The sequence below is a fragment of the Streptomyces sp. NPDC000345 genome (assembly GCF_042898825.1).
In the GTDB taxonomy this organism is placed as follows: Bacteria; Actinomycetota; Actinomycetes; order Streptomycetales; family Streptomycetaceae; genus Streptomyces.
This window is the reverse complement of record NZ_JBIAZE010000016.1, coordinates 147,283-170,385: the sequence shown is the minus strand read 5'-3', so window position 1 is coordinate 170,385 and position 23,103 is coordinate 147,283. Positions and strand designations below refer to the sequence as shown.

The 23,103-nt window shown below is 72.2% G+C and carries 23 protein-coding genes; 10 read left to right on the top strand and 13 right to left on the bottom strand.

The genetic code is table 11. The features are described from left to right. Window positions 1-156: 156 nt before the first annotated feature. Window positions 157-1,068 carry a LysR family transcriptional regulator gene (locus ACFY30_RS31700; RefSeq protein WP_390848579.1) on the bottom strand — a complete coding sequence of 304 codons (912 nt, stop codon included), beginning with the start codon at window positions 1,066-1,068 and terminating at the stop codon, window positions 157-159. A gap of 111 nt (window positions 1,069-1,179) precedes the next feature. On the opposite strand from ACFY30_RS31700, the gene ACFY30_RS31695 reads away from it, so the two are divergent. The 3 genes from ACFY30_RS31695 to ACFY30_RS31685 all read left to right on the top strand — a co-directional run bounded on the left by ACFY30_RS31695 (window position 1,180) and on the right by ACFY30_RS31685 (window position 4,585). Continuing rightward, a complete protein-coding gene (locus ACFY30_RS31695; protein ID WP_390848578.1) occupies window positions 1,180-2,172 on the top strand; it encodes an EamA family transporter in 993 nt (330 codons plus the stop codon). A gap of 545 nt (window positions 2,173-2,717) precedes the next feature. Next, on the top strand, window positions 2,718-3,953 hold the full coding sequence (aroA, locus tag ACFY30_RS31690; RefSeq protein WP_390848577.1) for a 3-phosphoshikimate 1-carboxyvinyltransferase: 1,236 nt from the start codon (window positions 2,718-2,720) through the stop codon (window positions 3,951-3,953). Next, window positions 3,950-4,585 (top strand): GNAT family N-acetyltransferase, encoded by a 636-nt coding sequence (locus tag ACFY30_RS31685; RefSeq protein WP_390848576.1) that lies wholly within the window; start codon window positions 3,950-3,952, stop codon window positions 4,583-4,585. Before aroA ends, ACFY30_RS31685 begins: the two co-directional genes overlap by 4 nt. A gap of 272 nt (window positions 4,586-4,857) precedes the next feature. Here ACFY30_RS31685 and ACFY30_RS31680 read toward each other — a convergent pair whose 3' ends face one another. After that, a complete protein-coding gene (locus tag ACFY30_RS31680) occupies window positions 4,858-5,796 on the bottom strand; it encodes a LysR family transcriptional regulator (RefSeq protein WP_390848575.1) in 939 nt (312 codons plus the stop codon). Between the two features lie 50 nt (window positions 5,797-5,846). Between ACFY30_RS31680 and ACFY30_RS31675 the strand changes: the two genes are divergently transcribed. Further along, on the top strand, window positions 5,847-6,443 hold the full coding sequence (locus ACFY30_RS31675) for an RBBP9/YdeN family alpha/beta hydrolase (protein WP_390848574.1): 597 nt from the start codon (window positions 5,847-5,849) through the stop codon (window positions 6,441-6,443). 19 nt (window positions 6,444-6,462) lie between these two features. Here the strand turns inward: ACFY30_RS31675 and ACFY30_RS31670 are convergent, their stop codons facing one another. Both ACFY30_RS31670 and ACFY30_RS31665 read right to left on the bottom strand, forming a co-directional pair. Beyond that, window positions 6,463-7,263: a sugar phosphate isomerase/epimerase family protein gene (locus ACFY30_RS31670; protein WP_390848573.1), complete on the bottom strand. Its 801-nt coding sequence runs from the start codon at window positions 7,261-7,263 to the stop codon at window positions 6,463-6,465. A gap of 413 nt (window positions 7,264-7,676) precedes the next feature. Next, window positions 7,677-8,723: a LacI family DNA-binding transcriptional regulator gene (locus ACFY30_RS31665; RefSeq protein ID WP_390848572.1), complete on the bottom strand. Its 1,047-nt coding sequence runs from the start codon at window positions 8,721-8,723 to the stop codon at window positions 7,677-7,679. A gap of 298 nt (window positions 8,724-9,021) precedes the next feature. Here ACFY30_RS31665 and ACFY30_RS31660 point away from each other — a divergent pair, with 298 nt between their 5' ends. The 4 genes from ACFY30_RS31660 (at window position 9,022) to ACFY30_RS31645 (ending at window position 12,605) form a co-directional block, all read left to right on the top strand. Further along, window positions 9,022-10,173, top strand: a complete 1,152-nt coding sequence (locus ACFY30_RS31660) for a Gfo/Idh/MocA family protein (protein ID WP_390848571.1) — start codon at window positions 9,022-9,024, stop codon at window positions 10,171-10,173. Beyond that, a complete protein-coding gene (locus ACFY30_RS31655) occupies window positions 10,170-11,324 on the top strand; it encodes a dihydrodipicolinate synthase family protein (protein ID WP_390848570.1) in 1,155 nt (384 codons plus the stop codon). The genes ACFY30_RS31660 and ACFY30_RS31655 overlap by 4 nt, the downstream gene beginning before the upstream one ends. Window positions 11,325-11,356: 32 nt before the next feature. Then, complete coding sequence (locus ACFY30_RS31650; RefSeq protein WP_390848607.1) at window positions 11,357-12,154, top strand: sugar phosphate isomerase/epimerase family protein; 798 nt, start codon at window positions 11,357-11,359, stop codon at window positions 12,152-12,154. Between the two features lie 130 nt (window positions 12,155-12,284). Then, window positions 12,285-12,605 (top strand): DUF6507 family protein, encoded by a 321-nt coding sequence (locus ACFY30_RS31645; RefSeq protein ID WP_390848569.1) that lies wholly within the window; start codon window positions 12,285-12,287, stop codon window positions 12,603-12,605. Here ACFY30_RS31645 and ACFY30_RS31640 read toward each other — a convergent pair. Further along, the gene (locus ACFY30_RS31640; RefSeq protein WP_390848568.1) at window positions 12,569-13,084 is read right to left on the bottom strand and encodes a hypothetical protein; all 516 of its coding nucleotides are present in this window, start codon (window positions 13,082-13,084) and stop codon (window positions 12,569-12,571) included. The two genes, ACFY30_RS31645 and ACFY30_RS31640, sit on opposite strands and share 37 nt — an antisense overlap. After that, window positions 13,081-13,281 carry a hypothetical protein gene (locus ACFY30_RS31635; protein WP_390848567.1) on the bottom strand — a complete coding sequence of 67 codons (201 nt, stop codon included), beginning with the start codon at window positions 13,279-13,281 and terminating at the stop codon, window positions 13,081-13,083. Before ACFY30_RS31635 ends, ACFY30_RS31640 begins: the two co-directional genes overlap by 4 nt. Window positions 13,282-13,301: 20 nt before the next feature. On the opposite strand from ACFY30_RS31635, the gene ACFY30_RS31630 reads away from it, so the two are divergent. Beyond that, window positions 13,302-14,141 (top strand): DUF6177 family protein, encoded by an 840-nt coding sequence (locus ACFY30_RS31630; RefSeq protein ID WP_390848606.1) that lies wholly within the window; start codon window positions 13,302-13,304, stop codon window positions 14,139-14,141. Window positions 14,142-14,286: 145 nt separating this feature from the next. Here the strand turns inward: ACFY30_RS31630 and ACFY30_RS31625 are convergent, their stop codons facing one another. Together ACFY30_RS31625 and ACFY30_RS31620 are read right to left on the bottom strand one after the other, a co-directional pair. Next, window positions 14,287-15,912 (bottom strand): DUF6895 family protein, encoded by a 1,626-nt coding sequence (locus tag ACFY30_RS31625; RefSeq protein WP_390848566.1) that lies wholly within the window; start codon window positions 15,910-15,912, stop codon window positions 14,287-14,289. A 79-nt stretch (window positions 15,913-15,991) separates the two neighbouring features. After that, window positions 15,992-16,198 carry a hypothetical protein gene (locus ACFY30_RS31620; RefSeq protein WP_390848565.1) on the bottom strand — a complete coding sequence of 69 codons (207 nt, stop codon included), beginning with the start codon at window positions 16,196-16,198 and terminating at the stop codon, window positions 15,992-15,994. Window positions 16,199-16,560: 362 nt separating this feature from the next. Here ACFY30_RS31620 and ACFY30_RS31615 point away from each other — a divergent pair, with 362 nt between their 5' ends. Then, a complete protein-coding gene (locus ACFY30_RS31615; RefSeq protein ID WP_390848564.1) occupies window positions 16,561-16,740 on the top strand; it encodes a winged helix-turn-helix domain-containing protein in 180 nt (59 codons plus the stop codon). Between the two features lie 196 nt (window positions 16,741-16,936). Here ACFY30_RS31615 and rbsD read toward each other — a convergent pair whose 3' ends face one another. The 5 genes from rbsD to ACFY30_RS31590 all read right to left on the bottom strand — a co-directional run bounded on the left by rbsD (window position 16,937) and on the right by ACFY30_RS31590 (window position 22,915). After that, window positions 16,937-17,326: a D-ribose pyranase gene (gene rbsD, locus ACFY30_RS31610; RefSeq protein ID WP_390848563.1), complete on the bottom strand. Its 390-nt coding sequence runs from the start codon at window positions 17,324-17,326 to the stop codon at window positions 16,937-16,939. Continuing rightward, window positions 17,323-18,294, bottom strand: a complete 972-nt coding sequence (locus ACFY30_RS31605; RefSeq protein WP_390848562.1) for a ribokinase — start codon at window positions 18,292-18,294, stop codon at window positions 17,323-17,325. The genes rbsD and ACFY30_RS31605 overlap by 4 nt, the downstream gene beginning before the upstream one ends. 106 nt (window positions 18,295-18,400) lie before the next feature. Beyond that, a complete protein-coding gene (locus ACFY30_RS31600) occupies window positions 18,401-20,353 on the bottom strand; it encodes a substrate-binding domain-containing protein (protein WP_390848561.1) in 1,953 nt (650 codons plus the stop codon). After that, window positions 20,343-21,884, bottom strand: coding sequence for a sugar ABC transporter ATP-binding protein (locus ACFY30_RS31595; protein WP_390848560.1), 1,542 nt, complete (start codon window positions 21,882-21,884; stop codon window positions 20,343-20,345). Before ACFY30_RS31595 ends, ACFY30_RS31600 begins: the two co-directional genes overlap by 11 nt. Next, window positions 21,881-22,915 (bottom strand): LacI family DNA-binding transcriptional regulator, encoded by a 1,035-nt coding sequence (locus ACFY30_RS31590; protein ID WP_390848559.1) that lies wholly within the window; start codon window positions 22,913-22,915, stop codon window positions 21,881-21,883. The genes ACFY30_RS31595 and ACFY30_RS31590 overlap by 4 nt, the downstream gene beginning before the upstream one ends. Between the last annotated feature and the right edge of the window lie 188 nt (window positions 22,916-23,103).

Below are 23,103 nucleotides of genomic sequence, written 5' to 3'. Positions count from 1 at the left end.
CGGGGAGCCGCCCGGTCCCGGGCCGGGCGGGGGAGTGAGCGGCCGGTCCCGGGCCGGTCTGTGGGCGGGCGGTTCCGGGTCGGCCGGTCCCCGGGCCCGGGCCGGTCGGTGGACGGCCCGTCCTCGGTGCTCGGTGGGCTGCCGGTCTCCGGCCGGTCAGTGGGTGGACGACACCCTGTCCCACTGCTCCCGCAGCACCCGCACGGTCTCGGTGATCGAGGGGCGCCCGGCGGCACCCGCGCGCCACAGGGCGTACAGCCGCCGTACCGGGGTCGGGTCGAGCGTCACCTCGACCACGCCCTCGGGCAGCGGACCGCGGCCGAGGCGGGGGACGAGGCAGATGCCCAGCCCGGCGGCGACCAGGGCGACCAGGGTCGGGTTCTCGTCGGCCTGGTGGATGATGTCCGGCTCCTGACCGGCCGCGCGCAGGGTCCGTACGAGCCATTCGTGGCAGACCCGTCCCGGCGGCTGGCACACCCAGCGCTCACCACCGAGATCCTCGCGCCGCACCGACGGCCGCCCGGCGAAGGGATGCCCCTCCGGGACGAGCAGCGTGCACCGGTCGTCCCCGATCGCCGCCTGCTCGACCCCCGGCGGCACGGGCAGCGGCGCGATGTCCCAGTCGTGCACGACGGCCATGTCGAACGCGCCCTTGGCCACCAGATCGATGGACAGATGCGGGTCGATCTCGGAGAGCCGGGTGTCGAGGGCCGGGTGCTGCCGGGCGAGGTCGGCCAGCACGCCGGGCATGAGACCCCGCGCCGCCGAGGCGAACGCGGCCACCGTCAGCCGCCCCGCCGGCACCCCGCGTCGCTCCTCCAGCTCGGTCTCCGCCCGCTCCACGAGGGCGAGCAGTTCCTGTGCGGTGTCGACGAGCCGGAGCGCCTCCGCGGTGAGCCGTACGCCCCGCCCGGCCCGCTCCAGCAGGACGGTCCTGGTCTCCCGCTCCAGCTTGGCGATCTGCTGCGACACCGCGGAGGGCGTGTAGCCGAGCGCGGTGGCGGCGGCGCCGACGGAGCCGTGCACGGAGACGGCGTGCAGGGCGCGCAGGCGTTGCAGATCGAGCACGGGAATCCTCCCTCGCTGGGACACGGCATGGTCAATGCTTAGCTCTGCTACATCCGACCGTGCAGCAATCATCGCTGGTGCTTCACGGTCGGCGCAGGTGATCCTCGACGCATGCGCCCCGCTCATCTCGCCCTCGCCGTCCTCGTCGCCGCCGTCTGGGGCGTGAACTTCACCGTCATCGAGATCGGCCTCGGTCATTTCCCGCCCCTGCTCTTCTCGGCCCTGCGCTTCCTGGTGGCGGCCGTGCCCGCGGTCTTCCTCGTGGGCCGTCCCAAGGTGGCGTGGAAGTGGATCGTGGCGGTGGGCCTGGTGCTGGGGGTGGCGAAGTTCGGGCTGCTCTTCGTCGGGATGGACGCGGGCATGCCCGCCGGACTGGCGTCCCTGGTCCTGCAGATCCAGGCGGTGTTCACGGCGGTCATCGCCTTCGCCGTCCTCGGCGAACGCCCGTCCCGCGTACGGGCGCTGGGCATGCTGACCGCCCTCGCCGGGATCGGGGTCGCGGCGGTGGACGAGGGCTCGTCGGGCCCGCTCGGCGCCTTCGCCCTGTGCGTCGCGGCGGCGGCCTGCTGGGGCGCGTCGAACGTCCTCACCCGCAAGGCGTCCCCGCCGGACCCGCTGAACTTCATGGTCTGGGTGAGCACGGTCCCGGTCCTGCCCCTGCTGGGCCTGTCCCTGCTGACGGAGGGCGCGGCCAGGGACTACGAGGCCCTGCGCGCCCTGGACCGGCAGGGCGCCGGCACGGTCGTCTACGTCGCCTGGGTCACGACGGTCTTCGGCTTCGGGGCATGGGGCTGGCTGCTGCGCCGCCACCCCGCCTCCACGGTCGCGCCCTTCTCCCTCCTGGTCCCCGTCTTCGGCATGTCGTCGGCGGCCCTCTTCCTCGGCGAGCCGGTCAGCGCCCTGCGCTGGTGCGCCGCGGCCCTCCTGGTCGGCGGCGTCGCCCTGACCTCCCTGTCCCCGGCACGAGGCACACACCCGTCCCCGCCCCCGACCGGCACACCCGCCACGCCGGCCGGCGCGTCCTCGGCGCCCGCCGGTCCCTCCCGCGCGCCCGCTGACTCGCCCTCGGCTCCCGTGGCCACCCCGTCCTCTGGCGCCGGCTGATCAGTCTCTGGCGCCTGCCGGCCCTCCTGGGCGCCGGCTGATCGGTCCTCGGCGCGCCGGTCTCCCTGTGTCGGCTGACGCGTCCTCGGCGCCCGCCACCCCGTGCCCCGGCGCCGGCGGATGCGTCCCAGGCCCGCGCCGGTCCTTGCCGCGTACCGGCCGATCCGTCCTCGGCCTCCGCCGCCCCGTCCGTCTCCCGGTGCAGGCTGATTCGCCACGGGCGCGCACCGATCCGTCTCCTCCTGTCGACCACGGTGAGGCCGCCGAGGCCTTCGAGGTCCCGCTCGTTGACCCGTCCCGGCACCCGCCGATCGGTCTCCTCCTGTCGACCGATCAGTCCTGGGTGCCCGCCGGTCCTTCCGGCCCGCCCGCCGCCTCTTCCAGGCGCGCGCCGATCGGTCTCCTCCTGCTCGCCGATCGTTCTCCTCCTGCCCGCCGATCCGTCTCCCGCGCCCATCGATCCGTCTCCCGCGCCCGACGATCAGTCCTCGTCCATCTCGTGGACTTGCCCACACCCGAGGGGGCGCGCGCGGGATCATGAGCGCATGGCCCTCGTCGACATTCCCGGTTCCAAGTCCATCACCGCCCGTGCCCTCTTCCTCGCGGCGGCCGCCGACGGTGTCACCACCCTGCAGCGGCCCCTGCGTTCGGACGACACGGAGGGCTTCGCCGAGGGGCTGACCCGGCTCGGGTACCGCGTCGGCCGTACCCCGGACAGCTGGCAGGTCGACGGCCGCCCGCAGGGACCCGCCGTCGCCGAGGCCGACGTGTACTGCCGGGACGGCGCGACGACCGCCCGCTTCCTGCCCACCCTCGCCGCCGCCGGCCACGGCACCTACCGCTTCGACGCCTCGCCCCAGATGCGCCGCCGCCCCCTGCTCCCGCTCACCCGCGCCCTGCGCGACCTCGGCGTGGACCTGCGGCACGAGGAGGCGGAGGGCCACCACCCGCTGACCGTGACCGCGGCGGGCGTGGAGGGCGGCGAGGTGGTGCTGGACGCCGGCCAGTCCTCCCAGTACCTGACGGCCCTGCTGATGCTCGGCCCGCTCACCCGCACCGGCCTGCGCATCACCGTCACGGACCTGGTCTCGGTGCCGTACGTGGAGATCACCCTCGCGATGATGCGGGCGTTCGGGGTGGAGGTCGGCCGGGAGGGCGACACGTTCGTCGTCCCGCCGGGCGGCTACCGCGCCACCACGTACGCGATCGAACCCGACGCCTCCACCTCCAGCTACTTCTTCGCGGCCGCCGCGCTCACCGGCGGCGAGGTCACCGTGCCCGGTCTCGGCGAGGGGGCGCTCCAGGGCGACCTCGGTTTCGTTGAGGTCCTGCGGCGGATGGGCGCGCTGGTGGACGTCGGCGTGGACCGTACGACGGTGAAGGGCACCGGCGAACTGCACGGCGTCACCGTCAACATGCGGGACATCTCCGACACCATGCCGACCCTCGCCGCGATCGCGCCCTTCGCCTCGGGGCCGGTGCGCATCGAGGACGTCGCGAACACCCGGGTGAAGGAGTGCGACCGCCTGGAGGCCTGCGCCGAGAACCTCCGCCGGCTGGGCGTGGACGTGGCGACGGGCGAGGACTGGATCGAGATCCGCCCCGGCACCCCAAGGGGCGCGGAGATCAGGACCCACGGCGACCACCGCATCGTCATGTCCTTCGCGGTGACCGGCCTGCGCACCCCCGGAATCTCGTTCGACGACCCCGGCTGCGTACGCAAGACTTTCCCCGGTTTCCACGAGGCGTTCGCCGAGCTGCGGAGGAGTCTGATCGGGTGAGCTCGATTCCGGAGGGGGCGGTTCTCGAGGGCGCGCTGGTGCGTCTGGAGCCGCTGGAGCACCGGCACGCCGCAGACCTGGCGGTGGCGGCGGAGGAGGACCGGGAGACGTACGGCTACACCCAGGTCCCGGCGGCCGACGAGATCGGCGGCTACATCGACGACAAGCTCGCCGGAGCGGCGTCCGGTCTGGTCACGGCCTACGCCCAGGTGTCCCCGGCCACCGGACGGGCGGTCGGCGTCACCGGCTACTGCGAGCCGCGCAGCTGGCGGGCCGACGGCCGGCTGGACGCCGTCGAGGTCGGCTTCACCTGGCTGGCCGCCTCCGCCCAGGGCACGGGCGTGAACCCCGAGGCCAAACTGCTCCTCTTCCGGCAGGCCTTCGAGACCTGGGCCGTGTCGCGGGTGGACCTGAAGACCGACGCCCGCAACAGCCGCTCCCGCGCGGCCATCGCGCGGGTGGGCGCCCGCTTCGAGGGCGTGCTGCGCAACTGGTCCATTTCACGGGCACCGGGGGAGGAGGGCCGGCTGCGCGACTCCGCGATGTTCGCGATCACGGCGGCCGAGTGGCCGGAGCGGCGGGAACGGCTGGAGCAGCGGGTGGCCCGACACCTGCCGGGCACGACCGTGTGACACCTGCCGGGCACGACCGCGTGACACCCGCCGGGCACGACCGTGTGACACCTGCCGGACACGGCCGCGTCACACCTGCCGGCTAAGGCCGCGTGACAGGCGGCCGGGGCGACGACGAGGACGTGCCACGAAGACGTACCACGAAGACGTACGGAACCGGACGCGGCGCGGACCTGCGCAGGCCGGAGGAGACCTGCGCAGACCCGAGCCGTCGGCCGGGCTGGAGACCGCCCTCACGGGCGGGCCTGGGCCGCCGCGCTCGCGGGAGGCCGTCACGCGGGTACGAGCGCGGCCGCGGCGGCCCGCAGCTCCTCCCGCACCGCCCCCAGCACCGGATCCCCCTCCGCCCCCGCCCTTACGGCGACGAAGACGTTCCGCGACGGCGGCTCGCCCTCGGCGGGGCGCAGCGCCAGCGCGCGGTGGACGTGCAGCGGGCGCACCAGGCGCGGGACGAGGGCGACTCCCGCCCCCGCCTCGACCAGCGCGGCCAGCGCCGCCCAGTCGCCGATGTCGTGCCGGATGTCGGGGGTGAAGCCGGCCGCCGCGCAGACCGAGCGGGTCACCGCCCCGCAGCAGCTCATCGCGCCGCCCACGATCCAGGGCTCCGCGGCCAGTTCCCGCAACGGCACCGCGGCGCGGTCCGCGAGGGGATGGCCGGGCGGGAGGGCGACGTCCAGTACGTCGGTGAGGAGGTTCTCGCGGGTGTAGCGGCGGTCGGTGTGCGGGGGAGCGGCGGCGAAGTCCACGGCGACGGCCACGTCCACCTGCCCGCCGTCCAGCGCGGTGAACAGGTCCGGCGGCTCTGCCTCCACGACGTCCACCCGCAGCCGCGGCAGCCGCTCGCGCAACGCCCGCAGCGTGGCCGGCAGCAGGCCCAGGATGCCGCTGGAGAAGCAGCCGACGGTCACCGTGCCCCGGCCGCCCTCCGTGTACGCCGCGAGGTCGGCGCGGGCCCGCTCCAACTGGGCGGCGATGACGTCGGCGTGCGCGAGCAGGACCCGGGCCTGGCCGGTGAGCCGTACGCCTCTTCCGTCGCGTTCGGTGAGCGGGACGCCCAGCTCGCGGGCGAGGGCGGCGAGCTGCTGGGAGACGGCGGAAGGGGTGAGGTGCAGGGCCTGGGCGGTCCGCGCGAGGCTGCCCCGGCGCTGGAGCTCGCGCAGGACGGTGAGGCGGCGCAGATCGATGGTGAAGGCGGCGCTTAACGGTTCCACCACAGAAGATTAACTGGACCTGGTGAGTCGTGGTCGGAAATCATCGGGCCATGCCGACCTCACCCTCCTTCCTCATCCTGCACGGCTGGCAGAACCACCGCCCCGAGGCCCACTGGCAGCACTGGCTCGCCGACCGCCTCACCGCGCTCGGCCACCCCGTCACCTACCCTCAGCTGCCCGACCCCGACGACCCCTCCCTGGAGGTCTGGCTGAGCGAACTGGAGCGGCATCTCGCCGCGTTCGACGGCGGCCGGGAGCGGGTCGTCCTCGCCCACAGCCTCTCCGCGGTCCTCTGGCTGCACGCCGTGGCCCGGGAGGTGCCCGGGGTGGCGGAGGCCGGCCGGGTGCTGCTGGTGTCCCCGCCCTCCGGCACCGTCCTCGCACGGCACCCGGAGGTCGCGGAGTTCGGGCCGCCGCCGCTCGACGGGCTCCGGCTCCCCACCCCCACCCGGCTCGTCGCCGGCGACGACGACCCGTACCTCCCCGAGGGCGCCCAGCGGGCCTACGGCGACCCGCTGGGCCTCACCGCCGAACTCCTCCCCGGCGCGGCCCACCTCGACCTGGACGCCGGCTACGGCTCCTGGCCCGCCGTACTGGAGTGGTGCCTGCACCCGGACACGAGGTTCGCGCCCCGGCCGCAGACCTGACGCAGACCTGACGGACCGCTCAGGCCGAGTCGTTGAGCAGCCGGCCGAGGTGCTCCCGCCCGGGGCCGAGCAGGCCCTCCAGTGGCTCGGCGTCGGCGTACCACCGCTTCTCGTACTCCCAGCACAGCCACCCGTCCCAGCCGTGGCGCGACAGCACCTCCACGCAGTCCGCGAGCGGCAGCACTCCGGCGCCCAGGGCCAGCGGGGTGGTGTCCTCGGCCGAGGCGATGTCCTTGACCTGCACGTATCCGAGATACGGCGACAGCGCCGCGTACGTCTCCTGCGGCTGCTCGCCGCCCAGCCAGGTGTGCATCACGTCCCACAGGGCGCCCACCTGACGGTGCCCGACCAGGCCGAGGACCCGGATGGCGTCGGCGCCGGTGCGATGGGAGTCGTGGGTCTCCAGCAGGATGCGTACGCCGAGGTCGGCGGCGTACTCGGCGGCGGTGCCGAGCCTGCGCGCGGCCACGGCGTCGGCCTCGGCGGGGGTCTGGCCGTCGACCCCGCCGGGGAAGACCCGGACGAAGGGCGCCCCGAGGTCACGGGCGAGACCGACGAGCTCCCGGACCTCCTCGATCACGGGCTCGTCGTCCCCCGGCGCGGCCATGCGCGTGTACCCCGCGACGCCCAGGACCTCGATGCCCGCCGCCTTGAACGCGGCGGCGGCGTCGGCCCGTTCGTCGGCCCCCAGACCGGGATGAACCGGCTCCTCCGGATGGGCGCGCAGCTCCACACCGTGGAAGCCGTGAGAGGACGCGAGCCGCAGCACGTCGGAGAGCGGCAGCCCGGGAACACCGAGGGTGGAGAAGGCGAGCTTCATAGTCACTACTGTCACCCGTACACGCCCGATCAGGCCACATCTGAGCACCGCCCAGCGATTTCCAGCCAGGCCCCGACGGTCCCTCCCCCGACACCGGCCCCCCTCAATGGCCCATGGGAGCTGGCCCCTCCCTGCTCCGGCCGCCGCGATTCCGCCCGTCCGGCGCTCGACGACGGGGCGCGTGCCGTCGTCGAGCTCCCACCCGCCCGGAGGGGGCAGCCCCTCCCGGCCCGACCCGCCGCAATCCAGCCCGTCCGGCGCTCGACGACGGGCAGCCCGCCCCGGCACCGGCCGCCGTCAATCAGCCCGTCCGGCGTTTGAGGACGAGGCCCGTTCAGGGCCGAACCGGGGGTCCGGGGGCTGCAAGTCCCCAGGGCCGGTCCCCACGCGGGGCGCGTCGGAAGGACGGCGCCCTACCCCCGCGGCACCCCCGAAGACCCCCGCACCATCAGCTCCCCCCGCACCGTCGCGATCCCACCCGGCGGCGGCTCCTCACGCCCCATCGCGATACGCCCCGCCCGCGCACCCGCCTCCGCCAGCGGCAGCCTCACCGTCGTCAGCGAAGGCACCGCGTCGATGCTGAACGGCAGGTCGTCGAAGCCCGCGACGGACACGTCCTCCGGGATCCGCAGCCCGGAGTCCCGCAGCGCCGCGCACGCGCCGAGCGCGACGGAGTCGTTCGCGGCGACGACGGCCGTCAGCGTCGGGTCCCGGCGCAGCAACTCCAGCGTCGCCTCGTACCCCGCCCGCCGGTCGTAGCGCCCGTGCACGGTCCACCGGGGATCCTCCTCGATCCCCGCCGCCGCCAGCGCCGCCCGGTGCCCCTCCAGCCGGTGCCGGGTCGTCGTCCGCTCCTCGGGACCGGCGATGTACCCCAGCCGCCGGTGCCCGAGCCCGATCAGGTGCTCGGTCAGCTCCCGCCCGCCCCCGCGGTTGTCGAAGGTGAGCGCGATCGCCGAGGTGTCCGGCGCCGGCGGCCGCCCGCACAGCACGATCCGCGTCCCCGCCTCGCCGAGCCTGCGCAGCTTCGCCGCCACCGCCGCCGCGTGCGGCTCGTTCTCCATGGCCCCGCCGGTCAGCACCACGGCCGCGGCCCGCTGCCGCTGCAGCAGGGTGAGGTAGGTCAGCTCGCGCTCCGGCGAGCCCCCGGTGTTGCAGACCACCGCCAGCCGCTCGCCCCCGGCCCGTCCGCCCGGCCCCCCGATCTCCGACTGGATCGCGCTCGCCATGATCCCGAAGAAGGGGTCGGCGATGTCGTTGACCAGGATGCCCACCAGGTCGGAAGTCGCCGCCGCCAGGGCGCTGGCGGGTCCGTTCAGCACATAGTCCAGCTCGTCCACCGCCCGCAGCACCCGTTCCCGGGTGGAGGCGGCGACGGGGTAGTTCCCGTTCAGCACGCGCGACACCGTCGCGGGCGAGACCTGCGCGCGGGCCGCCACGTCCGCCAGGGTCACCGTCATCTCGTCGTCCTCCGGTCGCGCATCTCGTCGTACGTCCTCATACGTCCACGTAGACAGGCCGGCCGCGGTCACGGTTCCGGGTTCGCCGAGCGGACCGGTCCGGGCATGTCGAGCAGACCCTAAGGCCACAGGCCCCCTCTGTTCGCCCCCTCGAACAACTCGGGATGGACACGGTCTTGTCCGGACCACTGGTCAGAGGCTAGCTTCTCCTTGGATAGAAAGCGCTTGCTGTAACGCTGATCAGGAAGAGGCGTACGCGGCGCGCACAACCGCGTACAACGCCTACGAAGGGACCGACGTGACCCGCAAGACGGTGCGAATCGCCATGAACGGCGTGACCGGGCGCATGGGCTACCGCCAGCACCTCGTCCGCTCCATCCTCGCCCTGCGCGAGCAGGGCGGCCTCGACCTCGGCGACGGCACCGTGCTGTGGCCGGAACCGATCCTCGTCGGCCGCCGCGAGCGCGTGCTGAAGACGCTTGCCGAACAGCACGGCCTGGAGCACGTCTCCACGGACGTCGACGCCGTCCTCGCCGACCCCACGGTCGACATCTACTTCGACGCCCAGGTCACCTCGGCCCGCGAGGAGGCGATCAAGAAGGCGATCGCGGCCGGCAAGCACATCTACACGGAGAAGCCGACGGCCACCGGCCTGGAGGGCGCCCTGGAGCTGGCGAAGCTCGCGGGCGCGGCCGGCGTCAAGCACGGCGTCGTCCAGGACAAGCTCTTCCTCCCCGGCCTGCTCAAGCTGAAGCGGCTGATCGACGGCGGCTTCTTCGGCCGGATCCTGTCCGTCCGCGGCGAGTTCGGCTACTGGGTCTTCGAGGGCGACTGGCAGGCCGCCCAGCGCCCGTCGTGGAACTACCGCGCCGAGGACGGCGGCGGCATCGTCGTCGACATGTTCCCGCACTGGGAGTACGTGCTCCACGAGTTGTTCGGCCGGGTGAAGTCCGTCCAGGCCATCGCCACCACCCACATCGCGCAGCGCTGGGACGAGAACGGCAAGCCCTACGACGCCACCGCCGACGACGCCGCGTACGGCATCTTCGAGCTCGAGGGCGGCGCCATCGCCCAGATCAACTCCTCCTGGGCCGTCCGCGTCAACCGCGACGAACTGGTGGAGTTCCAGGTCGACGGCACGGAGGGCTCGGCCGTCGCGGGCCTGCGCAACTGCCGCGTCCAGCACCGCTCGGCCACCCCCAAGCCCGTCTGGAACCCGGACATCCCCGCCACCGAGGTCTTCCGCGACCAGTGGCAGGAGGTCCCGGACAACGGCGACTTCGACAACGGCTTCAAGGCCCAGTGGGAGCTGTTCCTCAAGCACGTCTACGCCGACGCCCCGTACCACTGGGACCTCCTCGCCGGCGCCCGTGGCGTCCAGCTCGCCGAGCTGGGCCTGAAGTCCTCGGCCGAGGGCCGCCGCCTCGACGTCCCGGAGATCGCGCTGTGACCGTCCGACTGCCCGACGCGAACGGCGGCCTGAGGACGTACGAACCCCGTACGGACCCCCTCACCGTCACCACCGGAGCCCCCTTCACCTCCCGCACGGTCTTCTCGGCGGCGCACGTCGTCGCCGACCCCTTCGCGGACACCACCCCCGATGCGCCCGCCGCGGTCGACTGGGACGCCACCCTCGCCTTCCGCCGCCATCTGTGGTCGCACGGGCTCGGTGTCGCCGAGGCGATGGACACCGCCCAGCGCGGCATGGGCCTGGACTGGGCGGGCGCGGCCGAGCTGATCCGCAGGTCGGCGGCGGAGGCGAAGGCGGTGGGCGGCCGTATCGCCTGCGGCGTCGGCACCGACCAGCTCACCGGCCCGGCCTCCCTCGCGGAGGTCCGGGCGGCGTACGAGGAGCAGCTCGCGCTCGTCGAGGCCTCCGGCTCCCAGGCGATCCTGATGGCCTCCCGTGCCCTGGCCGCGGCCGCCTCCGGCCCGGAGGACTACCTGGAGGTCTACGGCCATCTCCTGCGCCAGGCCGCCGACCCGGTGATCCTGCACTGGCTGGGCCCGATGTTCGACCCGGCGCTGGAGGGCTACTGGGGCTCGTCCGACCTGGACGCGGCGACGGACACCTTCCTGGAGGTCATCGCCGCGCACCCCGACAAGGTCGACGGCATCAAGGTCTCCCTGCTGGACGCCGGGCGGGAGATCGACATCCGCCGCAGGCTCCCGCAGGGCGTGCGCTGCTACACGGGCGACGACTTCAACTACCCCGAGCTGATCGCGGGCGACGCGCAGGGCTTCAGTCACGCCCTCCTCGGCATCTTCGACCCGCTGGGCCCGCTGGCGGCGGAGGCGGTCCGCGTCCTGGACACGGGGAACACGGCCGGCTTCAGGGAATTGCTGGACCCCACGGTCGAGCTCTCCCGCCACCTCTTCCAGACCCCCACCCGCTTCTACAAGACGGGCGTGGTCTTCCTGGCCTGGCTGGCCGGCCACCAGGCGCACTTCACGATGGTCGGCGGTCTGCAGTCGGCCCGTTCCCTCCCGCACTTCGCCCGCGCCTACGAACTCGCCGACGGCCTGGGCCTGTTCCCCGACCCGAAGCTGGCCGAGGAACGGATGAAGACCCTCCTCGCCCTGTACGGAGTGACCCAGTGACCGGCTCCCTGTCCCGCTTCTCCCTCAACCAGATGACGGTGAAGCAGCTGTCGATGCCCGAACTGGTCGCCGCGTGCGACGACTTGGGCGTCACGAACGTGGGCCTGTGGCGAGAGCCGGTACAGACGTACGGCCTCGAGGCGACCGCCAAGCTGGTCCGCGATGCGGGCCTGACGGTGACGACCCTGTGCCGGGGCGGCTTCTTCACGGCGATCGACCCGGCCGAACGCACCAAGGCCCTGGACGACAACCGCCGGGCGGTCGAGGAGGCGGCGATCCTCGGCACCGAGGTGCTGGTCCTGGTCTCGGGTGGCCTCCCGTCCGGCTCGAAGGACCTCCACGGCGCCCGTGAACGCATCGCCGACGCGCTGTCGGTCCTCGGCCCCTACGCCGAGGACCACGGAGTGAAGCTGGCCATCGAACCCCTCCACCCCATGTACGCCTCGGACCGCTGCGTGGTCTCCACCCTCACCCAGGCCCTGGACCTCGCGGAACGCTTCCCGGCCCACCAGGTGGGCGTCACGGTCGACACGTACCACATCTGGTGGGACGACCAGGCCCCCGCCCAGATCGCCCGCGCGGGTGCCTCCGGCCGCATCCACACCTTCCAACTGGCCGACTGGACCACCCCGTTGCCCGAGGGCGTCCTCAACGGCCGCGGGCAGATCGGCGACGGCGCGATCGACATGCGCGAGTGGCTGGGGTACGTGGAGGCAGCCGGCTACACCGGCTCCATCGAGGTCGAGCTGTTCAACGACGGGCTGTGGGCCCGGGACGGCCGCGAGGTACTGGCGGAGACGGCGGAGAGGTTCGTCCAGCACGTTCTCTGACCCGGCAACCGGGCGAACACACGGACGGCCGCCGGATGTCGAAAATCATCCGGCGGCCGTCTGACGTCCCGTCGCTTTGCAACTGCTCATGCGATAATACGTTCGACGTACTGCGTATGGGGGGAGCAGGGTGACGGGCTGGGACATAGACGTCGCCGGAGTGCGCGGAGTTCTGCGGAACACCGGCACGGCGGCGAAGTCACTGTCGGACACGGGCCAGGCGATGCAGGGGAACCTGGAGGAGGCGGCCTCTGCGGCGGGGACGATCACCAGCCAGTACGGGCCGTACAGCAGCACGGCCGGGCTGGTGGGCGCGGCTCTGGCGGAGTTCCTCGACCAGTGGACGCATGACCTGGTGTACATCGCCGAGCGCACGTCGAAGTCACTGAACGGCGCCGCGGAGGCCACGGCCCACTATTCGGCGACCTGTCCACCCTGGACACGGACGTGATGTTGCTGACCGCGAACGCGGCCCAGTTCCGGGCGTCCGGCGCGAACGTCCACACCACGTTCCAGAACCTCTCCGCCGTCTACCGCACACCTGACGCGGCCGAACTGCTCTCCTCCACCCTGCCGGTGAAGACGAAGGCGGACGGCTTCGCCGACGACCTGGAGAAGGTCGCGTCGGCGCTGTCGGACTACAGCGCCGAGGTCCAGCCGCTGGTGGAGAGGCTGGCGACACTCAAGGCGGACGCGACGGCGTTCGTGCAGTCGCTGTCGGGGGACGACGACTGGCGCAAGGATCAGGACAAGGTCGACCGCAACAACGAACTCTGGCGGGACGTCAACCACACGGTCGCCGCCTTCCAGGCCGCCGAGCGGACCTGCCACAACAAGATCACAGCGCTGGTCGGCGGCTCGAAGATCACCGTCGACGACGGCTCGCACGGCGACCACATGTACGGCTACCGCGCCGACGACCTCGATCACGCGCCGGAGACGCCGTGGGGTGCCCCGGCCGAGCGGGAGTACGAGGGCTGGGACTGGCTGACCCACCAGGCCGGCCAGGTCTGGGACGGCTTCTGGACCGACGGCGTCATGGCCACGGTCCACGGCGTCGGCACCCTGTTCGGCGCGGACGGCTCGGACGCGGCGGGCGAGGCGTGGAAGGGCCTGGCCGCCCCCACACGTATGCCTCACCCTCCCCCTGCGCACCGCACTCGGTGGGGCGCCCAATCGCTGGGTCGTGCAGGATCCGCAGGGCGGCTACTACGACGGGCTGTCCGGGGCGCGACTTGGCTGGCGGGACGGTACGTTCGCGCCGATCGACGGCACCCTCGCCGACGCCTTCACCGCGGAAGCCGCTCCCACCGAACACCGGCAGCTCACCCTCGCGTTCCGCACGGTGCACGTGCCCGACGAGCGGCTTGTTCTCGGCCGTGCGCTGGAGGCGGCGTGGCGGCACCTCACCGGCTCCCCGCCCGTCGGCTGGGGCACGGCCGAGCCGGTCAATCTGCCCTGGTCGCCGCACCAGTTGACCGACCTCGCCCGGGACCGGGCCCCCGCCCCCACCCAGCTCGTCGCCGTGGGCGCCCCCGACCGCCCGGCCATCGCCACGCAGCGCGTCGCCCGTACGACGGCCGGCGTCGCCGAGGAGGTCAACCTCACCCTCGGCTACGAGCGACCTCAGGACGTCCCTCTCGACGCCCTGGAATCCCTCGCCGCCACCCTTGTCACGGAACACGGCCTGTCGACGATGCTCACCACCGTCCGCGCGGCCCGCGCCGACCTGACCCTGCCGCCGCACGTGGAGGGCCCGCCCATCCCGGTCTCGTTCACCCTGGGATCACGCGATGTGAAAAGGATCGGCCTTCCCCGCGCGGGCAGCCCACCCCTCGCCACACAGCCGCGCCCACTCGGCTCACCAGCGTCCCCGGCCCTCCACTATCCCCTCGGAGACGGCACCGACCCGAAGGCATGGAACGCCCTCCAGACCCTCGGCGCCTACCTCAGGACTGCTGGGGGAAGCCCGGTTCTCCGTCCTTGACGGCCTTCACCGACTCGAGCAGAGCCGGTGAAGGTCAGGGCCGGGGACCGGGACAGTTCCTCAGCGGCTCGCGGCGCGACCGTGCCCCTGCGCCGGATCGACGGCACAGCGCGGAGGCGACCGGGGCATCGCTCTGAGGCAGCACTCACCGATGCAGGGCTGGAGGATCTGCGGCGGCGGCGAGGGCTGTTACTGCGCTTCGGCTCCAGGCGTACCGGGCTTGGTCGCGTGTCGTCCGGTCGTCGCAGGCGGGGTATCCGAACGCCCCTGTCGTGTGCTGCTGGGCGATGAGGAAGGAGACGGCGTCCCGGGTGATGCGGTGACGACCCCATCCGTCTCGGGCAAGGCTGCGGATGGTGGCTGCGATCTGGCCGAGGTGGTAGGTCTTTCTCGCTTCGCACAGGGAGACAGCGGCCTGGAGCGGGTAGCCGTGTCGTTCGTGCGGCACGGTCCGACGAGGGACGGCGGCAGCCGACGGGCTGAGGAAGCCGAGGCTGATCAGCCGGTGCACATTGTCCGAGACATCGGCTGGGATTCTGTCGAGTGAGCTGACCACGTCGGCTGTGGCTTTGAGGAAGTGTTCCAGGGAGGGACAGCCGACTCCCGCCGCGCGGAGGGCCAAGGCGAACTCTCCCGCGACTTCCATGCCCTGTTCCTGCCAGAAGGCAGGGGGCCAGTCGGTGACGCTCGCTGCGTAGTGCTCGAGCGCAGGCCGGACGACGTGGTGTTCGCGGATCGCTGCGGCCCCGACAGCGGCGGCCGTGATTCCGGCCAGCCCCAGGCGTGGGTCCTTCCTCATGCTTTCGTCGCACAGCCACAGAACAGCGCGCCTGAGGGGCACCGTCAGGGAGACATCCGCAGGCGGCAGGTCAGGGCGAGGCCTGTCGAGGCGTCGGGGGCTTCGCCCGAGAAGGCCGGCCAGGGCGGCGACGACGGTGGTGTGGTATCCCTCTGCCCAGTGGCGGAAGTCGTCGTCGTCACTGTCCAGTCCGGGGTGGAGGATCCCCTCGGGCCCGTTCACGCGCCCGTTGTCCTCCTGGACGGATTCCAGGAACTCCCAGGCCCGGTGTGCCGCTTGCGATTCGGTGATGCCGAGGCAGTACAGGCAGCACAACAGCTCCCCGACCAAGTCGGCGTTCGCATGTGCCTCGGCCAGGGCGAGGAGTGCTTCGAGGAGTTCGACGGCCTCGCCAGGGTTGTAGCCGCGGGGCCATACAGGCTCACGCATGCCGAAGTCCGTGACGTAGAACAGCGTGTGAGTGATGGCGTAGATGTCACGGTCGGCCAGTTTGAGGACATTCGGACGCCGGCACAGAATGCTGAACGGCAGAACCGTGTCCAAGGCGGACAGATCGCGTTCGATCCCGCACAGGTACAGGGTGTGCAGCAGATCCAGTTGCCGATAGGGAACCCGCTCGAATGCCGCCGCGTACCCGCCGCTCGTGGCCTGCTGGATGAGGTGCCGGAATTCCAGGTCCTCACGGCCGCAGAGCCGCAGTGCGGCGTACGTCCCCGCATACAGCAGGAGGGCCTTTTCGTCCCGCGCGACCATTTCTCGGTAAGAGGGTTGCCGCGCGACGTCCTGAACCTGTTCAAGAACGTCCGCATAGTCACCGGAAAGAGGTGTGCCGTCGAGGCGGGCACGCAACCCCACCAAAAAGGCCGTCTCGATCAGAGCTTTGCGGGTGAACAGTACCGTTCCCGGCTGGGCGTTGCGTGGGTCCAGCATGGCCCGGCGCGCAGCGAGCCAGGCAACAGCCCGGTCCTCCACCGCGCGCCTTCGAGATGACCGGACGCCGGGTTCTCCTTTTTCCACCGTGTTCCTCCCGGCAGTCACCTTGTTCAGCAGGTCAGGCGTCTGCGGGCGCTGCGACGTCGGCTACGTCGCTGGCGACGACCAGGACGTAGCGTTCCCAGGCCAGTACGTAGCCTGCGACATCGTCCAGCTGGCTGACCTGACCGACGACACGCTCCAGGGGCATGCTGAGATCGACCAGACCACTGGATCTGAGGAAATCCAGTGCTTTGCGCGCGTCAATCGGCGGTGGAGAGGACATGGCGAACCTCCTGTTCGGAGTCCAGTATTTTCCCCTCTACTGTCGTCCCATTCTCCATGGCAATGGAATATGTGGACCGTAACTCATACAGTCACACTTAAATGTCTGAGGGGCCCTGACCGCCGTGACACCTCCGGAGCCCGGCGGTCGGTGGGCCCTCTATGTCACCGCTCCCCGTCCGCCGCCATGATGCCGACGCACTCCTCGAGCGCCGAGTGCAACGCCGTTACGAAGGCGGCGAGTTAGCGTCGACTCCATGAACCCTGATGCTGAGATCGACCATGGAGCGCCACTGACCCCGTACCGGCAGCTCGCCGAGATCCTGCGCGCGCAGATTCGGCGGCGACTGGCAGCCCGGACGGATGCTGCCGAGTGAGGCTCAGCTCGTGCAGCGTTTCGGGATCGCGCGGACGACCGTGCGGCGGGGGCTTGGCCTGCTGGCCGACGAAGGGTGGGTGTACGCCGTTCCACAGCGGGGGTGGTTCGTCTCCGACCCCCTGCCGCCCGCCCCCCAGACCGAGGCAGCCGCACCCTCCGCCTAGGAGGAGACCGCCCGCCGTCGCCCGGAAAAATCTTCAGACCCCGTGCAACCCTCCCCACCCCCCGCGTGTCTCACATGGCGTCAGGACTTCTGGAGGGGGATCTGGGGGGATCACGGGGGTTCTGATGGCGGAGGGGGTGAGCCGAGGGGCCTGGTCGACGGACCGGGCCCCTCGAAGTATGCCGACGGGTGAGCGGTCAGAAGAACACGCCGCAGCGGAGCAGCACGTTCGCGTACGGGCGCGCCTCTCCCGTCCGGACCACCAGCCGTGCCCCCGCCGACAGTTCCTTCAGCCGCTCGTGGGAGACGTAGACGAGCTCGCTGAAGTGGCCCGCCAGCAGCCGCGCCGCCCCGGGATTCGCTTCCCGTACCTCCGAGGCCGCCGTGGCGCCCTCCACGACCAGTTCCTCCAGCAGGCCCTCCACCACCTCCGCGAACGACGGCACCCCCGCCCTGAACGCGAGGTCGACCACCCGCGGCCCGTGCGGGATCGGCATGCCGGCGTCGCACACCAGCACCCCGTCCCCGTGCCCCAGTTCGGCCAGCGCCCCGCAGAGATGACGGTTGAGGATCCCGGCCTTCTTCACAGGGCCTCGCCTCGCAGGGGCACTCCGGCCGCGCCGCCCGGTGCGCTTTCCCCGCCGGCCCGGTGCAGCGCCTCGACCTCCTCCGCCGTCGGGAACGACTCCTGGGCGCCCCGCCGGGTCACCGCCACCGCGCCGACCCGCGCCGCGTACGCGGCCGCCTCCGCGAGCGACGCGCCCGTGCCCAGCTTCCATGCCAGCGCCGCCGTGAAGGAGTCACCCGCGCCCGTCGTGTCGACGGCGTCCACCCGCACCGACGCGACCCGTTCCACGCCCTCCCCCGACGCCACCAGCGCGCCCTCCGCGCCCAGCGTCACCACCACCGACCGCGGCCCCTTCGCGAGCAGGATCCGCGCCCAGTCCTCGGGCCCGGACGCCGGGTCGTAGGCCTCGCCCAGCAGCACCCGGGCCTCGTGCTCGTTGACGATCAGCGGGTCGCAGGCCGCGAGCAGCACGGCGGGCAGCGGGCGCGGCGGGGAGGGGTTCAGTACGAAACGGCAGTCCGGCGCCAGGCTCGCCGCCACCGCCACGACCGTCTCCAGCGGGATCTCCAGCTGCGCCGACACCACCCGGGAGGTCTGGAAGAGGCAGGCGGCCGCCCGTACGTCCTCCGGTGTCAGCCGCCCGTTCGCGCCCGGTGACACCACGATGCTGTTGTCGCCCGACGGGTCCACGGTGATCAGCGCGACCCCCGTCGGCGCCCCGCCCACCAGCACGCCCACCGTGTCGACCCCGGCCGCCCGCTGCGAGTCGAGCAGCAGCCGGCCGTACGCGTCGTCGCCGACCCGGGCCAGCAGGGCCGTACGGGCGCCGAGACGGGCGGCCGCGACGACCTGGTTCGCGCCCTTGCCGCCGGGGTGGACGGCCAGGTCGGAACCGAGGACCGTCTCGCCGGCCGCGGGCCTGCGCTCGACGCCGATCACCAGGTCGGCGTTGGCCGACCCTACGACCAGGAGGTCGTAGTCGTACATGAGAGAACTCCCCTGATATGTGACGTGAGACGGGGCGGTCCCCACCGGGCGGGGTCCCCACCGCAGTGAGGCCCCGCCGGGGTGACCGCCCGCTCTCGCGCCGATGTCAGCCGCTGAACCCGGCCACGTTCTCCTTCGTGACCACCTTCACCGGCACCTTCACCGTCTCCTCGACCTTCTTGCCCTGCAGCGCCCTGAGCGCGTTGTCCACGGCGATCCTGCCCAGCTCGGACGGCTGCTGCGCCACGGACGCGTACAGCGTGCCCTGTTCAACGGCCGAGAGGCCGTCGGGGGTACCGTCGAAGCCGACGACCTGGACGGACCTGCCGGCCTTGGCACCCAGCGCCTTGATCGCGCCGAGCGCCATCTCGTCGTTGGCAGCGATGACGCCCTGGACGTCCGGATGGGCCTGGAGCAGGTTCGACATCACGTCGAGGCCCTTGGTGCGGTCGAAGTCGGCGGGCTGCTGGGCCAGCACCTGGATCCCGGGGTAGGCCTTGAGTCCCTTGGCGAAACCTTCCGCCCGCTCCCGGGCGGCGGAGGTGCCGGCCTGACCCTGCAGGATCACGATCTTGCCGGTGCCGCCCAGCTTCTCGGCGACCGTCTTCGCGGCCAGCTCACCGCCGGCCACGTTGTCGGAGGCGACCAGCGCGTCCACGGTGGCCTTGTTGACGCCCCGGTCCACCGCGATGACCGGGATCTTCGCCTTGCCGGCGGCCTTGACGGAGTTGCCGGCCGCGTCCGAGTCGACCGGGTTGACGATGATCGAGTCGAAGCCCGAACTGGTGAAGTTCTGCAGCTGGTTGGCCTGCTGCGAGGCGTCGTTCTGCGCGTCCGTGACCGTCAGGTCCACGCCCAGCTTCTTCGCCTCGGCCCTGGCACCGGCCTGGATCTGCACGAAGAACGGGTTGTTGAGGGTGGACAGGGCGAGGCCGACCTTCGGGTCGGCCGCCGGGGAGCCGCCGCCGTGCAGGAAGGAGGTCGCGCCGACGATCGCCACCGTCACCACGGCCGCGAGACCGTACGTCGCCGCCTGCCGGCCCCTGCCCCCGCCGAGCCCGGCACCGGCCGCCGCCGGGGTCGCCCCGGCCTTGCGGCGGACCGTGTCCAGGAGCACCGCCAGCGCGATGACGACACCGATGACGACCTGCTGCCAGAAGGCGGAGACGTTGAGCAGGTTCAGTCCGTTGCGCAGCACCGCCAGGATCAGCGCGCCGACGAGGGTGCCCGAGGCCTTGCCCGTGCCGCCCGCGAGGGAGGCGCCGCCGATGACGACCGCGGCGATCGCGTCCAGCTCGTAGCCGTCGGCGGCCTGCGGCTGCGCGGAGGACAGCCGGGCGGCGAGCACGACGCCGGCGGCGGCCGCGAACACACCGGACAGGGCGTAGATCGCGAGCTTCTGCTTCTTCACCCGCAGCCCGGACAGCCGGGCCGCTTCCTCGTTGCCGCCGATGGCGTACATCGAGCGGCCGATGTACGTCCGGCCGAGCACGAACGCCGCGACGAGCCCCATGACGACCATGACCAGCACCGGCACCGGCAGCCAGCCGCCGAGCGTGTCCCCGAGGTGCGAGACGGAACCGGGGAAGGCGATCGGGGAGCCCTCGGAGATCACCAGCGACAGACCGCGGGCCACCGACAGCATCGCGAGCGTCGCGATGAACGGCGGCAGCTTGCCGTAGGCGATGAGGAAACCGTTCACCAGCCCGGCGGCGATGCCGGTGCCGACGGCTAGGACCACGGCCAGGGCGACCGGTACGCCGTGCTGGGTGGCGCTCCACGCCAGCACGGTGGCCGACAGCGCGGCGACGGAACCGACCGACAGGTCGATGCCCGCCGAGACGATCACGAAGGTCACGCCGAAGGCGAGGATGGCGGTCACGGCCGCCTGGACACCCACGTTCAGGAGGTTGTCCGTGGTCAGGAAGTCGCCCGACAGCGCCGACATGGCGACGACGAGGACGATCAGCGCGGTGAGCGCGCCGTTGTCGAGGAGCAGACGGCGGACCGCCGCGGCGCCACCGGCGCCCGTGGTGCTCTTGAGCGTGTCAGCGGCCACGGCCGGCCTCCACTTCAGTGGTCGTAGGGGTGGTGGGGGTGGTGGGAGTGCTGACGGCGAGGGCCATCACCGCGTCCTGGGTGGCTTCCTCCGCCGGGAGTTCACCGGCGATCCGGCCCTGTGCCATCACCAGCACCCGGTCGCTCATGCCGAGCACCTCGGGAAGGTCGCTGGAGATCATCAGGACGGCGGCTCCGGCGGCCGTCAGCTCGTTGACGAGCTGGTAGATCTCGACCTTGGCGCCGACGTCGATGCCGCGCGTGGGCTCGTCGAGGATCAGCACCTTGGTGTCGGCGAGCAGCCACTTGCCGATGACGACCTTCTGCTGGTTGCCGCCGGACAACGTGCGCACGTGCTGGTGGAGTCCGGCCATCCGCACCCCGAGCTGCCCGGCGATCCGGGCGGCCGCCTCGCGCCGGCCCTTCAGGTCCACCAGTCCGCCGCGGGTCGCGGCCCGCATGGTCACCAGGCCGAGGTTCTCCTCGACCGACTGGTCGAGCACCAGCCCCTGACCCTTGCGGTCCTCGGGTACCAGGCCGATGCCCGCGGTCATCGCGGCGCTGACGTCGGACCCGGGGACGGACGCGCCGCAGACCTTCACGGCCCCCCTGTCGTAGGGGTCCGCCCCGAAGACGGCCCGTACGACCTCCGTACGACCGGCGCCGACGAGCCCGGCGACACCGACGACCTCACCGGCGTGCACCTCGAAGCTGACGTCGTGGAAGACGCCGTCGCGGGTGAGCCCCTCGACGGACAGCAGGGCGGCGCCCCTGGCGGCGCGCTCGCGCGGGTACTGCTGCTCGATGGAACGGCCCACCATGAGGCGTACGAGCTCGTCCTCGGGCGTGGAAGCGGGGACCTGGCCCACCGACCTGCCGTCACGGATGACCGTGACCCGGTCGCCGAGGGCGGCGATCTCCTCCAGGTGGTGCGTGATGAAGACGATCCCCACTCCGTCCTCGCGCAGCCTGCGCACGATGGCGAAGAGCCTGTCGACCTCCTCGGAGGTCAGCACGGCGGTCGGCTCGTCCATGATCAGCACACGCGCGTCCAGGCTCAGCGCCTTGGCGATCTCGACCATCTGCAGGCGCGCGATGCCGAGTTCACGCACGCGCGCGCGGGGCGACACGTTCACCCCGACCCGCTCCAGCAGGACGGCCGCGTCGGCCTCCATCCTCCTGCGGTCGATCATCCCGAAGCGGCGTGGCTGCCGCCCGAGGAAGATGTTCTCGGCGACCGTCAGATCGGGGACGAGGTTGAACTCCTGGTAGATGGTGGCGATCCCGAGGCGCTCGGAGTCCTGTGCGCCGTGGATGCGCACCTCCTCGCCGCCGGCCAGGATCCGCCCGGCGTCGGGGCGGTAGGCGCCGGAGAGCATCTTGATGAGGGTGCTCTTGCCCGCGCCGTTCTCACCGAGCAGCACATGCACCTCGCCCCGGCGCAGGTCGAAGTCGACGCCGTCGAGCGCGACCACCCCGGGGAAGGTCTTGCGTATGCCTTCGATGCGCAGCAACTCGTCCGCGTTGCTCACGTCTGGCTCCTGTTCGTTGCGGGTGACTGCGAGGACGCCGGCGACTCGCCGCAGGACCGGCGTACGACGAGACGGGCGGCGAGGGTGACGGACTGCGGGGGCCGTCCCTCGATGCGGTCGACCAGGGCCCGTACGGCGGCCCGGCCCAGTTCGCCCGTGGGCTGGGCGATCGCGGTGATCGGCGGATCGGTGTGGACGAACCAGCGGATGTCGTCGAACGCGGCCAGCGCGATGTCGTCGGGCACGCGCAGGCCACGCGCGCGTACGGCGTCCAGCGCGCCGAGCGCCATCAGGTTGTCGGCGGCGAAGACGACCTCGGGCGGCTCGGGCAGGCCGAGGAAGCCGTCGGTGACCCGGAGTCCGCTCTCGGCCTGGAAGTCGCCCTGGCCGATGTAGGCGTCGGGCAGGGGAAGGCCGTACTCGGCCATGGCGGCCCGGAAGGCCTCGACGCGCTCGCTGCCGGTGGTGGTGGCGGCCGGGCCCGCGATGATGGCGAGCCTGCGGTGCCCCAGCCCGTGCAGATGCGCGACGAGGTCCCGGATCGCCGCCCGCCCGTCGGCGCGCACCACCGGCACGTCGACACCCGGGATCCACCGGTCGACGAACACCATGGGCGTGCCCGCGCGCGCGGCGTCGAGCATCAGCGGTGAGCCGCCGTCGGTGGGGGAGACGAGCAGGCCGTCGATGCGGCGGTCCAGCAGGGTCCGTACGTGGTGGTCCTGGAGGTCGGGCCGTTCGTCGGCGTTGCCGATGATCACGCTGTAGCCGAGTGCGCGGGCCTCCTCCTCCACGGAGCGGGCCAGCTCGGTGAAGTACGGGTTCATGACGTCGCTGATGACCAGGCCGAGGGTGCGGGTCTGGTCGGTGCGCAGCGACCGGGCGACGGCGTTCGGGCGGTAGCCCAGCGTCTCGACGGCCGCCAGCACGCGGGTGCGTGCGTCCTCGCTGACCGACGGATGGTCGTTCAGGACGCGTGACACCGTGGCGACGGAGACGCCCGCCTCGGCAGCGACGTCCTTGATGCTCGCCATCGCCGTTCCACCTCCTCGTGGATTCGGTTCATGAAGGGCGTGGAATCGATTACATCCACGCGCCAGGAAGGATTGGAATCGATTACACGGGGGTGAATCAAGACTCCGGAGTGGCCGAAACCGGATCGTGATGAACCGCGGGGGGAAGCGATCTAGGCTGCCTCTGACCGTGCGGGTGGCATGCCCGC